Annotated in this window: 14 protein-coding genes; 2 read left to right on the top strand and 12 right to left on the bottom strand. The window is 70.5% G+C overall.

All coding sequences use genetic code 11. The annotated features are described in order from the left end of the window. Positions 1–24: 24 nt before the first annotated feature. The 12 genes from coaBC to pyrR all read right to left on the bottom strand — a co-directional run bounded on the left by coaBC (position 25) and on the right by pyrR (position 12,539). Positions 25–1,272, bottom strand: a complete 1,248-nt coding sequence (gene coaBC, locus ABFX55_RS12840; protein ID WP_346120706.1) for a bifunctional phosphopantothenoylcysteine decarboxylase/phosphopantothenate--cysteine ligase CoaBC — start codon at positions 1,270–1,272, stop codon at positions 25–27. A 7-nt stretch (positions 1,273–1,279) separates the two neighbouring features. Continuing rightward, complete coding sequence (rpoZ, locus tag ABFX55_RS12835; RefSeq protein ID WP_183658975.1) at positions 1,280–1,549, bottom strand: DNA-directed RNA polymerase subunit omega; 270 nt, start codon at positions 1,547–1,549, stop codon at positions 1,280–1,282. A gap of 24 nt (positions 1,550–1,573) precedes the next feature. Further along, positions 1,574–2,110 (bottom strand): guanylate kinase, encoded by a 537-nt coding sequence (gene gmk, locus ABFX55_RS12830; RefSeq protein ID WP_346121971.1) that lies wholly within the window; start codon positions 2,108–2,110, stop codon positions 1,574–1,576. Between the two features lie 136 nt (positions 2,111–2,246). Next, positions 2,247–2,570: an integration host factor, actinobacterial type gene (mihF, locus tag ABFX55_RS12825; protein WP_183658973.1), complete on the bottom strand. Its 324-nt coding sequence runs from the start codon at positions 2,568–2,570 to the stop codon at positions 2,247–2,249. A gap of 302 nt (positions 2,571–2,872) precedes the next feature. Further along, positions 2,873–3,562 (bottom strand): orotidine-5'-phosphate decarboxylase, encoded by a 690-nt coding sequence (gene pyrF / locus ABFX55_RS12820; RefSeq protein WP_346120704.1) that lies wholly within the window; start codon positions 3,560–3,562, stop codon positions 2,873–2,875. Further along, entirely contained in the window at positions 3,559–4,527 is a 969-nt protein-coding gene (locus ABFX55_RS12815) for a dihydroorotate dehydrogenase (RefSeq protein WP_346120702.1), read from the bottom strand. The genes pyrF and ABFX55_RS12815 overlap by 4 nt, the downstream gene beginning before the upstream one ends. Further along, the gene (locus ABFX55_RS12810; RefSeq protein ID WP_379479134.1) at positions 4,517–5,383 is read right to left on the bottom strand and encodes a dihydroorotate dehydrogenase electron transfer subunit; all 867 of its coding nucleotides are present in this window, start codon (positions 5,381–5,383) and stop codon (positions 4,517–4,519) included. The genes ABFX55_RS12815 and ABFX55_RS12810 overlap by 11 nt, the downstream gene beginning before the upstream one ends. Positions 5,384–5,389: 6 nt before the next feature. Then, positions 5,390–8,677 carry a carbamoyl-phosphate synthase large subunit gene (gene carB, locus ABFX55_RS12805; RefSeq protein WP_346120698.1) on the bottom strand — a complete coding sequence of 1,096 codons (3,288 nt, stop codon included), beginning with the start codon at positions 8,675–8,677 and terminating at the stop codon, positions 5,390–5,392. Further along, complete coding sequence (carA, locus tag ABFX55_RS12800; RefSeq protein WP_183658963.1) at positions 8,664–9,770, bottom strand: glutamine-hydrolyzing carbamoyl-phosphate synthase small subunit; 1,107 nt, start codon at positions 9,768–9,770, stop codon at positions 8,664–8,666. The genes carB and carA overlap by 14 nt, the downstream gene beginning before the upstream one ends. Further along, the gene (locus ABFX55_RS12795; RefSeq protein ID WP_346120696.1) at positions 9,767–11,095 is read right to left on the bottom strand and encodes a dihydroorotase; all 1,329 of its coding nucleotides are present in this window, start codon (positions 11,093–11,095) and stop codon (positions 9,767–9,769) included. Before ABFX55_RS12795 ends, carA begins: the two co-directional genes overlap by 4 nt. Beyond that, the gene (locus ABFX55_RS12790) at positions 11,095–12,009 is read right to left on the bottom strand and encodes an aspartate carbamoyltransferase catalytic subunit (RefSeq protein ID WP_183658959.1); all 915 of its coding nucleotides are present in this window, start codon (positions 12,007–12,009) and stop codon (positions 11,095–11,097) included. Before ABFX55_RS12790 ends, ABFX55_RS12795 begins: the two co-directional genes overlap by 1 nt. Beyond that, positions 12,006–12,539, bottom strand: a complete 534-nt coding sequence (pyrR, locus tag ABFX55_RS12785; protein WP_346120694.1) for a bifunctional pyr operon transcriptional regulator/uracil phosphoribosyltransferase PyrR — start codon at positions 12,537–12,539, stop codon at positions 12,006–12,008. Before pyrR ends, ABFX55_RS12790 begins: the two co-directional genes overlap by 4 nt. A gap of 305 nt (positions 12,540–12,844) precedes the next feature. On the opposite strand from pyrR, the gene ABFX55_RS12780 reads away from it, so the two are divergent. Both ABFX55_RS12780 and ABFX55_RS12775 read left to right on the top strand, forming a co-directional pair. Further along, a complete protein-coding gene (locus ABFX55_RS12780) occupies positions 12,845–13,066 on the top strand; it encodes a DUF3040 domain-containing protein (RefSeq protein ID WP_346120692.1) in 222 nt (73 codons plus the stop codon). 79 nt (positions 13,067–13,145) lie between these two features. Beyond that, a complete protein-coding gene (locus tag ABFX55_RS12775) occupies positions 13,146–14,543 on the top strand; it encodes an amino acid permease (protein ID WP_346120690.1) in 1,398 nt (465 codons plus the stop codon). The last annotated feature ends 4 nt before the right edge of the window (positions 14,544–14,547 follow it).

The following is a 14,547-nucleotide window of genomic DNA, read 5'->3' as shown; positions in this document are numbered from 1 at the left end:
GCCGGAACGGTCGCGGCGGGCGCCTCAGGCGAGGCGGGCGGCCACCAGGCCCCACACGATGTCGGCGAGATCCTCCTTGGGACCGCGCGGCACCTCCACAGGGGAGCCGCCCGCGACGAGCACGGTGGCGGCGTTGTCGGGCGTGCCGAACGCGAGCCCCTCGCCGACCTGGTTGACGACCAGCAGGTCGCATCCCTTTCGGGCCAGCTTGGCCTGGCCGTTGGCCAGCACGTCGTCGGTCTCGGCCGCGAACCCCACGATCACCGACGGGTACGGCCCTCCGCCCGAGGAGGCGCCAGGGCCCGAGGCGGGGCCCACGCCCGCCGCCTGCCTGGCCGCGCGCCTGCGCTCGCCGAGCTCGGCGAGGATGTCGGGGTTCTTGACCAGCTCGATCGGCTCGGGCTCGCCGTCGCGCTTCTTGATCTTGGACTCACGCCGCACCGCGGGCCTGAAGTCGGCCACGGCCGCCGCCATGACGACGGTGTCGGCGTCAGCCGAGGCGGCCAGCACGGCCTCGCGCAGTTCGAGCGCGGACTCGACCCTGACGACCTTGGCGCCCGCCGGATCGGGCAGCGACACGTTGGCGGCGACGAGGGTGACCTCGGCCCCCCGCGCGACGGCCGTGCGGGCGAGGGCGTAGCCCTGCAGCCCCGAGGAGCGGTTGCCGAGGAAGCGGACCGGGTCGAGGGCCTCGCGAGTGCCGCCGGCCGAGATGACGACCTTGCGCCCCTCGAGGTCGCGCGGACGGCCCGCCATGACGGTGCGGCAGATCTCGAAGATCTCCGCGGGGTCGGGCAGCCGTCCTGGCCCCGTGTCGGCGCCCGTGAGGCGCCCGACCGCGGGGTCGATGACGATGGAGCCCCGCTCGCGGAGGGTGGCCACGTTGGCCACGGTCGCGGGGTGCTCCCACATCTCGGTGTGCATCGCGGGCGCGAACACCACGGGGCACCGAGCGGTGAGCAGGGTGGTGGTCAGCAGGTCGCCGGCGAGCCCGTGGGCCGCCTTGGCCAGCACGTCGGCGGTCGCGGGCGCCACCACGACGAGGTCGGCCTGCTGGCCGAGCCGCACATGGGGCACCTCGTGCACGCCGTCCCAGACGTCGACGGTCACCGGGTTGCCCGACAGCGCCGCCCACGTGGGCTCGCCCACGAACCGCAGCGCGTCGCGGGTCGGAACGACCCGCACCTCGTGACCCGACTCGGTGAACAGGCGCAGGAGCTCGCAGGCCTTGTAGGCGGCGATGCCCGCGCTGACGCCCAGGACGACCCTCATGGAAGGGTCAGACCGCGCCTTCGATGGGCTCGGCGTTGAGCAGGCCCTCGGAGACCTCGCGAAGCGCGATGGACAGGGGCTTCTCCTGGGCGTGGGTCTCGACCAGGGGACCGACGTACTCCAGCAGGCCCTCGCCGAGCTGGGAGTAGTAGGCGTTGATCTGGCGGGCCCGCTTGGCGCCCATGATCACCAGTGAGTACTTGCTGTCGACGATGTCGAGCAGCGAGTCGATCGAGGGGTTGGTGATGCCCTCGGTCGTGGGGGCGATGCCTGCCACGTTGTCAGACCTCTCGTCGGAATGCTATGCAGTCATCAAGGCTATCAGCCTGTGGCATACGTCCTGGACGTTCGTGTTGACCAGCGTGGTATCGAACTCCTTCTCGGCCGCCATCTCGACCCTGCCCGCCTCGAGGCGGCGGGCGATGACGTCCTCGGGTTCGGTTCCGCGGCCTCGCAGGCGCTTCTCCAGCTCCTCCCACGAGGGAGGGGCGAGGAAGACCAGCAACGCCTCGGGCATGCTCTCCCGCACCTGCCTGGCGCCCTGGAGGTCGATCTCCAGCACCGTGGGCACGTTCTGGGCGAGCTTGTCGATGACGGCCTGCCGTGGTGTGCCGTACCTGTTCCCCGCGAACTCGGCCCACTCCAGCAGTTCGCCGGAGGAGATGAGCCTGTCGAAGCCCTCGTCGTCGACGAAGAAGTACTCAACGCCGTGGCTCTCGCCCGGACGGGGCTTCCTGGTGGTCACCGAGACCGACAGCCACACCTCTGGGTGTGCCCGCCGGAGCTCGGCGACGACCGTGGACTTGCCGACGCCCGACGGCCCCGAAAGGACCGTCAGCCGCCGGGTGGCGCGCTCGTGAGAGCCGCCACCCGGGGGAACGAAACCACCGCGATCCGTGCCATCACCATCGGACCAGGACCTGTCGGTCACTTCGTTACCCCCGTCGAACCTGCGCTTTTCTGTGGTACCGAGGTTAGCCCTCGTTGCCACCGAACTCGCGCTCGAGGGCAGCCCTCTGGTTCGCACCGAGACCCCGCACGCGGCGGGACTCGGCAATAGCGTGCCGCTCCATCAGCTGCTTGGCGCGGACCTTGCCCACGCCGGGGAGCGACTCCAACAGAGCCGACACCTTCATCTTGCCGATGACGTCGTCTGTCTGCCCATCCTTGAGCACCTCAGCCAGAGAAACCGCGCCGTGCTTGAGCCGGTTCTTGACCTCGGCACGCTCCTTACGGGCCTTGGCAGCCTTCTCCAGGGCTGCGGCGCGCTGCTCAGGGGTCAGGGGAGGAAGAGCCACGCCGGGTCACCTCGAATTTCTGTCGATGTACTCGGACGGGAAGGGAAACTAGCTGGTCAACGCGTCCTTAGCAACGTCAAGCGCAGTTTCTGTGGTGACAAAGTCCTGTTCAGCACTTTCCGTGATCACAAAACCACTCTGTGTAGATCAAATTGCCCTCACTTCCCGGTTCTCGCCGTTCGTCAAGCGAGATCACCGGAATGCGATCATGATCACAGAACTGCGTCCGAAGGGGTGGGAACGGGCGGCCGAAAGCCTGCTGGGGAGGGGCTTCGAGCGCGCCCGCCGTACCGGACGAACGGTCACGAACGCCGTAGAGAGGCGGCAATGGAGGCAGCGGTCGCACCGGGGTCGGGAGAGGCCGTGATGGGGCGGCCGATGACGAGCAGGTCCGCGCCGTCGGCAAGCGCCTGCTCGGGTGTGGCCACCCGCGCCTGGTCCTGGCTGTCGGCCCCCGCGGGGCGCACTCCCGGAGTGATCAGAGTGATGGAGGGCCCCACGGCCGCCCGCACCGCGGCGACCTCGTGGGGCGAGCACACCAGAGCCGTCGCGCCCGCCTCGACCGACATCGCCGCCATCCGCCGCACGGCGTCCTCGGGGGAGCCCTCGACGCCGATGGCGGCCAGATCGGCCGCCGACAGCGACGTGAGGACGGTCACCGCCGCGATCTTGGTGTGTGGAGCGGCCTCCACGGCCGCCTGGATCATCGCGGGGCCCCCCGCCGCGTGCACGGTCAGGATGGCCGGCCGCAGGCGCGCTACGGCCCTTGTGGCCCCTGCGACGGTGTTCGGGATGTCGTGCAGCTTGAGGTCGAGGAAGACCTGCACCCCGCTGGCACCGCGCACGGAGGCGATCACGTCGGGTCCGTAGCGCAGGTACAGCTCCAGGCCGACCTTGACGGTGCTCACGTGCGGGGTCACCAGCGAAGCCCAGCGGGCCGCGGTCTCCAGATCAGGTGCGTCCAGGGCGACGGCGATGGGTGCGGGCGTCACAGGGAACTCTCCTCCGAGTCGACGAGCAGATGTCTTGCGGTGGGCCGGTGGGCCAGGCCGACGGCGTCGGCCAGGCGGTGGAAGCCCTTGGCCTGCAGCAGCTCCTCGAGCTCGCGCTCGATGCGCAGGCAGGCGTAGGGGTCGTGGAAGAGCGCGGTGCCCACCCCGACGACGCAGGCGCCCGCCAGGATGAGCTGGAGCGCGTCGTGCCCGCTCATCACGCCGCCGACGCCCACGATGGGCACGCCGGGGATGGCGGCGTGGACCTGCCAGACGCACCTGACCGCCAGCGGCAGGATGGCGGGCCCTGACAGGCCGCCGGTGCCCGCGGCGAGGGTGGGCCTGAGCGCGTCCACGTCGATGCTCATGCCGAGCGGATTGTTGATCATGGACAGGGCGTCGGCTCCCGCGTCCACGCAGGCGCGGGCGACGGCCACGACGTCGGCCACGTCGGGTGAGAGCTTGGCGACGACAGGCACGTCGTAGCGCATGACCGAGCGCACCGAGGCGATCACCTCGGCCGCCGCTCCCCCGTCGCGGGCGAAGACGCGGCCTCTGTCCTCGATGTTGGGGCAGGCGAGGTTGACCTCGACGGCGGTCACGCCCGGCGCGTCGGTCAGACGGCGGGCCAGCGCGGAGTACTCGGCGACGGTGCCGCCGCCGACGGAGACGACGGTCCTGATGCCGCGCTGGGCCAGCCACGGCAGCTCGCGTTCGAGGAAGGCGTCGATGCCGGGCCCCTGGAGGCCGACCGCGTTGAGCATCCCCGAGGGCGTCTCGGCCATCCTGGGCGTCGGCCTGCCCGCGCGCGGGGCCATGGTGATCGACCTGGTCACCAGCGCGCCGAGGCGGTGCAGGTCGAAGAACTGGGCCAGCTCGCGTCCCGAGCCCGCGCACCCGGCCGCCGTGGTGACGGGGTTGGCCAGCTCGACATGGGCGAGGAAGGTGCGCATGTCAACCGACATTGCGCGCTCCGCCGCCCGGGGCCCCGAGCGCGTCGAACGGGATCGTTCCGACGTCCTCGAACCGCACTCGTTCCCCCCTGAAGACAGGACCCTCCGCGCAGGCGCGCACCATCCTGGTCACGCCGTCGTCGCCGATGACGGGCAGCACGCAGGTCATGCAGACCCCGATGCCGCAGGCCATCGACTCCTCCACCGCCACCTGGACGGGGATGTCGAACTCGATCGCCACCGCGGTGACCGCGCGCAGCGTTTCCATCGGCCCACAGGCGTAGATGACGTCGGCGCGCGTGTCGGCGATGACGGAGGGCAGCACGTCGGTCACGCTGCCGCGCAGGCCGAGCGAGCCGTCCTCGGTGGTGAGCGTGGTCGTCTCGGCCATCCTGCGGGCCCGCATCGCGCCGAAGACCCTGTCGGCCGAGGCCGCGCCGAGTGCGAAGTCGATGCGGCAGCCGCGTTCCATCAGCGCGTCGGCGAGAGGGAACAGGGCGGCCGCGCCGTACTCGGCGCCGACCAGGACGCAGCTGGCCGGGTCGCGGGGCAGCGGGAAGGGCCGCCCCAGCGGCCCCACCAGGTCGAGGGTGTCGCGGGCGCGCCGCTCGGCCAGCCATGACGTGCCGGGGCCCTTGGCGGTGAAGACCAGCTCCACCGTGCCGCCGTAGTCGGGCTTGACGTCATGGATGGACAGGGCGCGCCTGGTCACCATCGAGGTGCGCGGGCCCCCGACGGCGACCGAGACGAAGTGGCCTGGCCTGAACCTCTCGGCGACGCCGGGCGCCACGACGGTCAGCGCATGGTAGGCGTCGACCCGGCGCGTCGTCAGCACCGTGCCCGTCACCTGCACCGGAGTCCCGGCCAGACTCGATCACCCCCGCAGGGCTCGTGCGTGCTCCTGAAGGGACCGTACGCCCACATCGCCCCGCACGATGGCCTGGATGCCCGCCGCCGCCGCGGCGAGTCCCTGGACCGTCGTGATGCACGGGATGCCGCGCAGCACGGCCGCGGTGCGGATGTCGTAGCCGTCGAGGCGCGGCCCGGACTGGCCGGGGCTGCCGAACGGCGTGTTGACGATCAGGTCCACCTCGCCGTCCAGGATGCGCTGCACGATCGTCGGCTCACCGTCGGGTCCCGTTCCCTCGCTCTGCTTTCGCACGATCTTGGCATGGACTCCGTTGCGGCGCAGCACCTCCGCGGTGCCCTCCGTGGCGAGAATCTCGAAGCCGAGATCGGCGAGCGCGCGCACCGGGAAGATCATCGAGCGTTTGTCCCTGTTGGCCACCGAGACGAAGGCCCTGCCCTTGGTGGGCAGTTCGCCGTAGGCGCCCGCCTGGGACTTGGCGTAGGCGATGCCGAAGAACTCGTCGATGCCCATGACCTCGCCCGTCGAGCGCATCTCGGGGCCGAGCACGATGTCGACGCCGCGGAAGCGGTTGAACGGCAGCACCGCCTCCTTGACCGCGATCGAGGCGTCGAGCGGCAGCGTGCCGCCGTCGCCCGTCGCGGGCAGCATGCCCTCCGCCCTCAGCTCGGCGACCGTGGCGCCCATCATGACGCGGGCCGCCGCCTTCGCCAGCGGCACCGCCGTCGCCTTGGAGACGAAGGGCACCGTACGGCTGGCCCTCGGGTTGGCCTCCAGGACGTACAGCACGCCCGCCGCCATCGCGTACTGCACGTTGAGCAGGCCGCGGACGCCGACGCCCCTGGCGATGCCCTCGGTGGCGGCGCGGATGCGCTTGATGTCGTTGCCGCCGAGGGTGATCGGCGGCAGCGCGCAGGCCGAGTCGCCCGAGTGGATGCCCGCCTCCTCGATGTGCTCCATCACGCCGCCGAGGTAGAGCTCCTCGCCGTCGAACAGGGCGTCGACGTCGATCTCGATGGCCTCGTCGAGGAACTTGTCGACCAGGACGGGGTGCCCGCCCACCTGGGCCGCCATGTAGGTGGTGAGCGTCTCGTCGTCGTAGACGATGGCCATGCCGGCGCCGCCGAGGACGTAGGAGGGGCGCACCAGGACCGGGTAGCCGATCTCGTCGGCGATGGCCAGCGCCTCGGCGACGGTCAGCGCCGTGCCGTGCTTGGGCGCGGGCAGCCCGGCCTCCGCCAGCACGCGGCCGAACGCGCCGCGCTCCTCCGCGAGGTGGATGGACTCGGGCGAGGTGCCGACCACGGGCACCCCCGCGTCCTTCAGCGCCTGGGCCAGGCCGAGGGGCGTCTGGCCGCCGAGCTGCACGATGACGCCCGCGATGGGGCCCGTCTGCTGCTCGGCGTGGACAACCTCGAGGACGTCCTCGAGCGTGAGCGGCTCGAAGTAGAGCCGGTCGGAGGTGTCGTAGTCGGTCGAGACCGTCTCGGGGTTGCAGTTGACCATGACGGTCTCGAACCCGGCCCTGGACAGCTCGAAGGAGGCGTGCACGCAGGCGTAGTCGAACTCGATGCCCTGGCCGATGCGGTTGGGCCCGCTGCCGAGGATGAGGACCTTGGGCCTGTCGCCGTAGGGGACCTCGCTCTCCTCGTCGTAGGTGGAGTAGAGGTAGGGCGTCTTGGCCGCGAACTCCGCCGCGCAGGTGTCGACGGTGTTGTAGACGGGGCGCAGGCCGAGCGCGTGGCGCAGGTCGCGCACCCGGGTCTCGTCCATGCTGCGGATCTCGCCGATCTGGGCGTCGGAGAAGCCGAGGTGCTTGGCCCGCTCCAGCGCCTCGCGGGTCAGCTCGGGCGCCTCGCCGAGCGCGCGGGCCTCCTCGTCGAGCAGCATGAGCTGGTCGATGAACCACGGGTCGATGTTGGTCGAGTCGAACAGCTCCTCGGCCGTGGCGCCCGCCCTGATGGCCTGCTGCATCGTGCGCAGCCTGCCGTCGTGGGGGGTGCGGCAGTCGTCGAGCAGCTCCTGCTTGGGCGCGACGTGCCCTGCCCACGAGAAGGACGAGCCCTTCTTCTCCAGCGACCGCAGTGCCTTCTGCAGCGCCTCGGGGAAGGAGCGGCCGATCGCCATGGCCTCGCCCACCGACTTCATGTGCGTGGTGAGCGTCTGGTCGGCGCCGCGGAACTTCTCGAAGGCGAACCTCGGCACCTTGACCACGATGTAGTCGAGGGTCGGCTCGAAGGAGGCGGGGGTCTCCTTCGTGATGTCGTTCGGGATCTCGTCGAGCGTGTAGCCGATCGCCAGCTTGGCCGCGATCTTGGCGATGGGGAAGCCCGTCGCCTTGGAGGCCAGCGCCGAGGAGCGCGACACGCGCGGGTTCATCTCGATGACGATCATGCGGCCCGAGCTCGGGTTGACCGCGAACTGGATGTTGCAGCCGCCGGTGTCGACTCCGACCTCGCGGATGACCGCGATGGCCACGTCGCGCATGTTCTGGTACTCGCGGTCGGTCAGGGTGAGCGCGGGGGCCACGGTCACGCTGTCGCCGGTGTGCACGCCCATCGGGTCGATGTTCTCGATGGAGCAGACGATGACGACGTTGTCGGCCTTGTCGCGCATGACCTCGAGCTCGTACTCCTTCCAGCCGAGGATCGACTCCTCGAGGAGCACCTCGGTGGTCGGCGAGGCGTCGAGGCCGGCGCCCGCGATGCGGCGCAGGTCGTCCTCGTCGTACGCGAAGCCCGAGCCGACGCCGCCCATGGTGAAGGAGGGGCGCACGACCAGCGGGTAGCCCAGCTCGCCGGCCGCCGCCACGCACTCGTCCATGGTGTGGCACACCACGGACCTGGCCGACTCGGCGTTGAGGCCCTGCTCGCGCGCGACCTTGGCGACGATCTCCTTGAAGCGCTCGCGGTTCTCGCCCGCCTGGATGGCGTCGAAGTCGGCGCCGATCAGCTCGACGTCGTAGCGCTCGAGCACGCCCGCCTCGTGCAGGGCGACCGCGGTGTTCAGCGCGGTCTGCCCGCCCAGGGTGGGCAGCAGCGCGTCGGGGCGCTCCTTGGCGATGATCTTCTCGACGAACTCGGGGGTGATCGGCTCGACGTAGGTGGCGTCGGCGAACTCGGGGTCGGTCATGATCGTGGCAGGGTTGCTGTTGACCAGGATCACCTTGAAGCCCTCGGCACGCAGCACGCGGCAGGCCTGGGTGCCCGAGTAGTCGAACTCGCACGCCTGCCCGATGACGATCGGTCCTGAGCCGATGACCAGGATCGACCTGATGTCCTCACGCTTGGGCACGGCTCATGACCTCACAGAACTCGTCAAAAAGGTAGGCGGCGTCGTGCGGGCCGGCGGCCGCCTCGGGGTGGTACTGCACGCTGAAGGCGCGCCCGTCGAGCAGCCGCAGCCCCTCGACGCACTGGTCGTTGAGGTTGACGTGGCTGACCTCCGCACGGCCGTACGGCGTGTCGAAGGGCTCGCCGAGCGGCGCCTGGACGGCGAAGCCGTGGTTGTGCGCCGAGATCTCGACCTTGCCCGTGCGGACGTCCTGGACGGGCTGGTTGACGCCGCGGTGGCCGTAGCGCAGCTTGTAGGTCGGCAGGCCGAGGGCGCGGCCGAACAGCTGGTTGCCGAAGCAGATGCCGAAGAACGGGATCCCCGCCCCGAGCACCTCGCGCAGCGTCGTGACGTCGGCGGTGGCGGGGTCGCCCGGGCCGTTGGAGAAGAAGACGCCGTCGGGCGCGACGGCCATGACGTCCTCGAAGCTCGCGGTGGCGGGCAGGACGTGCACCTCGCAGCCGCGCTCGGCCATGCGGTGCGGGGTCATGCCCTTGATGCCCAGGTCGACCGCGGCGACGGTGAAGCGCTTCTCGCCGATCGCGGGCACCACGTAGGGCTCACGCGTGGCGACCTCGGCGGCCAGGTCGGCTCCCTCCATGGCCGGTGAGCGCCGCACGCGCTCGACGAGGGCCTCCACCGGCTCGGAGGGAGCGGTGAAGATGCCCGCGCGCATGGCGCCACGCTCGCGCAGGTGGCGGGTCAGCGCGCGGGTGCCGGTGATCGCGATGCCGACGACCCCCTGCTCCTTGAGGTAGTCGTCAAGGGAGCGGTTGGCCCGCCAGTTGGAGACCACCCTGGACGGCTCGCGCACGACGTATCCGGCGACCCAGACCTTCGAGGACTCGGGGTCCTCGTCGTTGACGCCGGTGTTGCCGATGTGCGGGGCGGTCATGGCGACGATCTGGCGATGGTAGGACGGGTCGGTGAGGGTCTCCTGGTAGCCGGTCATGCCGGTGTTGAAGACCATCTCACCGAACGTCTCGCCCTCGGCGCCGTACGGGATTCCGTGGAAGACACGGCCGTCTTCCAAGACAAGGACGGCGTTACTCAAGCGAGCTTCCCTTCGAGAACGGTTGGCCTGCCACGCAGGAACGTCGCCAACACCCTGCCGGGGAGGGTCATGCCCTCGTAGGGGGTGTTGCGGCTCTTGGAGGCGAAGGAGGAGGGATCCACCTCGGCGCGCGCGGTGGGGTCGTAGAGCACGATGTTGGCGGGGGCGCCGACCTCGAGCGGCCGGCCGTGCCCCGGCAGGCGGCCGATGCGCGCGGGGGCGGCGGACATGCGCTCGGCGACGCCCGCCCAGTCGAGCAGGCCGGTGTCGACCATGGCCTCCTGGACGACGCTGAGCGCGGTCTCGAGGCCGACCATGCCCATGGCCGCCGCGGCCCACTCGGTCTCCTTGTCCTCGACCGGGTGCGGCGCGTGGTCGGTGGCCACCACGTCGATCGTGCCGTCGGCCAGGGCCGAGCGCAGCGCCTCGACGTCGGCGCGGGTGCGCAGCGGCGGGTTGACCTTGTAGATCGGGTTGTAGGAGCCGTTGGGCGACTCCTCGACGAGCTCGTCGGTGAGCAGCAGGTGGTGAGGAGTCACCTCGGCGGTGACGTTCCAGCCCTTGGACTTGGCCCAGCGGATGATCTCCACCGAGCCCGCCGTGGAGACGTGGCAGACGTGCAGGCGCGAGCCGACGTGCGCGGCCAGCAGGCAGTCGCGGGCGATGATCGCCTCCTCGGCCACCGCGGGCCAGCCGGACAGGCCGAGCCTGCCGGAGATGACGCCCTCGTTCATCTGGGCGTCCTTGGTGAGCTTGGGCTCCTGGGCGTGCTGGGCGACGACGCCGTCGAAGGCCTTGACGTACTCGAGCGCCCTGCGCATGAGCACGGCGTCGTCGACGCACCTGCCGTCGTCGGAGAAGACGCGCACGCGGGCAGCCGAGTCGGCCATCGCGCCGAGCTCGGCCAGCTGCTTGCCCTCCAGCCCGACGGTGACGGCGCCGACCGGCTGCACGTCGCAGTGGCCGAACTCCTGGCCGAGCCGCCAGACCTGCTCGACGACGCCCGCGGTGTCGGCGACCGGCATGGTGTTGGCCATGGCGTGGACGGCGGTGTAGCCGCCGCGGGCGGCCGACTGGGTGCCGGTCTGCACGGTCTCGGCGTCTTCGCGGCCCGGCTCGCGCAGGTGGGTGTGCAGGTCGACCAGGCCGGGCAGGGCGATCGCGCCCCGCCCTTCGACGACCTCGGGAAGCCCCGCCTCGGCCGCGCCTTCGCCGTCCTGCCGGGGGCCCGCGGACCCGGCGGGACGGATCTCCGCGATGAGGCCGTTGACCACGGCGATGTCGACGGGCTCGCCGCCCAGGATGCGAACGTTCTTGATCAGCATCAGATCTCTCCCCCGAGCAGCAGGTACAGGACGGCCATGCGGATGGTCACACCGTTGGCGACCTGCTCGACGATCGTCGAGCGCGGCGAGTCCGCCACCTCGGCGGCGATCTCCATGCCCCTGTTCATCGGGCCCGGGTGCATGACGATGGCGTCGTCGGGCATCTTGGCGAACCTGTCGCGGTCGAGCCCGTAGCGGCGGGAGTACTCGCGCTCGCTGGGGAAGTAGGCGGCGTTCATCCGCTCCTTCTGCACCCGCAGCATCATCACGACGTCGGACTTGGGCAGCACCGAGTCGAGGTCGTAGGAGACCTCGCACGGCCAGGTGCCGATCGAGACCGGCAGCAGCGTCGGCGGCGCGACCAGGGTCACGTCGGCGCCGAGCGTGGCCAGCAGCAGCACGTTGGACCGGGCGACGCGGCTGTGCAGCACGTCGCCGACGATGGTGACCTTGCGCCCCTCGAGGTTGCCCAGGCGGCGGCGCATGGAGAAGGCGTCGAGCAGCGCCTGCGTGGGGTGCTCGTGGGTGCCGTCGCCCGCGTTGACGACGCTGCCGCGCACCCAGTTGGCCAGGCGGTGCGGAGCGCCCGAGGCGCCGTGGCGGATGACGACGGCGTCGGCGCCCATCGCCTCGAGGGTCAGGGCGGTGTCCTTGAGCGACTCGCCCTTGGAGACGCTCGAGCCCTTGGCGGAGAAGTTGATGACGTCGGCCGACAGGCGCTTGGCCGCGGCCTCGAAGGAGATGCGGGTGCGGGTGGAGTCCTCGAAGAACAGGTTGACCACCGTACGGCCGCGCAGCGTCGGCAGCTTCTTGATGGAGCGTTCCGAGACGCGGGCCAGTTCCTCGGCGGTGTCGAGGATCAGCAGCGCGTCGTCCTTGGTGAGGTCGGCCGCCGAGATGAGATGCCTGTTCACTTGATCAGCTCCACTGCGTCGCGCCCGTCGGTCTCCTCCAGGTAGACCTTGACCTTCTCGCTCTTGGAGGTCGGGAGGTTCTTGCCCACGTAGTCGGCCCTGATGGGCAGCTCACGGTGGCCCCTGTCGACCAGGATGGCCAGTTGCACGGCCGTGGGCCTGCCGAGGTCGTTGAGCGCGTCGAGCGCGGCGCGGACCGAGCGTCCCGAGAAGAGCACGTCGTCGACGAGGACGACGGTCCTGCCGTCGACGCCGTCGGCCGGCAGGTCTGTACGGCCGAGCGGGCGCGCGGGGCGCAGCCTGAGGTCGTCGCGGTACATCGTGATGTCGATCGAGCCGACGGGGACCTTCACGTCTTCGAACTGCTCGATCCGCTCGGCGAGCCTGGCGGCGAGAGTGGCGCCGCGGGTCGGGATGCCGAGGAGGACGACGCCGTCGGCGCCCTTGGTGCGCTCGAGGATCTCGTGCGCGATGCGGGTCAGCGCCCGGTGGATGTCCGGGCCTTCGAGAACGGCCCTTGGTTCGGACATGGGTGTAGCTCACCACCTTTCCCGCCTCACAGGACGGGTCTTAAAGGGTGTTGGGTCGCAGTCACATTACCAGCAGCTACCAGCAGCGATATGCCGGGGGCACTCCGGCGTCACGCTGGACGGAGCGGTCTCCGCGCTCGTCAGCCACCACCTGCGGATGAACCACGCGCTGCACCCGCGAGGGCGGCGTGGCGAGGTACACGTGGTCTCCACGCACTTCCTGTCGAAGCACGGCTGAGCGATTTTGAAAAAGCGGACAAAGGAGATAAAAACTCCTCCAAGTCTTTTTTGGGGAGGTTTGCAGCATGGCCCTGTCCGAGCGCGAGCACCAGGTCCTCGACAGCATCGCGCGCCAGTTCGCCGCGGACGATCCGGCGCTCGCGCGCAGCTTCTCCGAGCACGGCACGGGGCCTGTGACAGCCGAGCGCATCGCGGGTCGATGGGACGCGTGGCCCGCGGCTCTGATCGCGGTCTGCCTCGCGCTGTTCGCCGTCGTGCTGATCCTCTCCGGCTCGCCACAGGCCTGAACGGCGTTTTGGCACTCTCCGCGTAGGGGAAGTCACCCGATGTCGTATGACTCGGGGGATTTCTGCGTCGGGGGGCGCTATGGGGGAACCGCGACGGCCGGCTGACGTCGGCCTCGACAGCGCCGAATCCGAAATCGCGGGGGTCGTCCCCGTCCAGGGCCGCAGCCTCGGCCTCGGCTCGGCCATCGCGCTCGTCATCGGCAACGTCGTCGGCACGGGCATCTTCCTGCTGCCCGCCTCGCTCGCCGCGTTCGGCACGGTCAGCCTGGTGGCGATGGCGGCGGTGACCGTCGGCGCCATCGCGATGGCGATGGTCTTCGGCAAGCTGGGCGCCAGGATCCCCGCCGGCGGCGGACCCTACGCCTACGCCCGCAACGCCTTCGGCGAGTTCGCCGGCTTCTGGAACGCCTGGTCGTTCTGGCTGACGGCGTGGATCGGCAACGCCGCCATCGCGGTGGCGTGGGTCGGCTACGTGCAGTACTTCGCCCAGCAGGTCTTCGGCCTCGACTGGCGCAGCACCGCCGCCGCGATCGTCATCGCGCTGATCGGCCTCTGGATCCCCGCAGTGGTCAACATGCTCGGCGCCAGGAACATGGCGGCCTTCCAGCTGGTCACCACGATCCTGAAGTTCGCGCCGCTGCTGTTCGTCGCCGTGGTGGGCCTGTTCTTCGTCCAGAGCGCCAACTTCGGCCCCTTCAACGCCACCGACGGCAACTGGGTCGGGGCGCTCTCCCTGGCCGGCGCGGTCGCGCTGTTCATCTACTCCGGCGTGGAGAGCGTCTCCATCGCCGCCGAGAAGATCAAGGACCCGGCCCGCAACATCGGCAGGGCCAGCATCATCGGCGTCCTCGCCTGCGCGGCCCTGTACATGCTGAGCACCGTCGCGGTCATGGGCACCGTCCCGCACGCGCGGCTGCTGGAGTCCTCGGCGCCGTTCGCCGACGCGCTCAACAACATGTTCGGCGGCTCGGCTGGGGGCGTGCTCATGGCCGCCTGCGCCATCGTCTCCGGCATCGGCGCGCTCAACGGCTGGACCATGCTGGTGGCCGAGATGCCGATGGCCGCGGCCAGGGACGGGATGTTCCCCGCGATGTTCGCCAGGGAGTCGCGGCGCGGCGCGCCCCTCGCGGGCATCCTCGCCGGGACGATCCTGACCTCGGTGATGCTGCTGGTGGCCTACGCCTCGGAGAACGCCTTCAACACGATCGTGCTGCTGGCCTCCTTCACCACCGTCATCCCCTACTTCTTCTCCGCCGCCGCCCAGCTGTACTGGCTGGTCACGGGGGCTCGCGCGGTCGACAGGAGGCGGCTGACGCGCGACATCGTCATCAGCGTGATCGCGCTGGTGTTCGCGTTCTGGATGGCATACGGCTCCGGCGCCGACGCGGTGCTCGGAGGCACCCTGATGCTCCTGGTGGGCGTGCCCGTCTACATCTGGGTGAAGGCCAAGCGAGGCGAGTACGGCCCGCAGGTCTAGGAAA

The organism is Nonomuraea roseola (assembly GCF_039535395.1).
Taxonomy (GTDB): domain Bacteria; phylum Actinomycetota; class Actinomycetes; order Streptosporangiales; family Streptosporangiaceae; genus Nonomuraea; species Nonomuraea roseola.
This window is presented reverse-complemented; position numbering and strand designations above follow the sequence as displayed.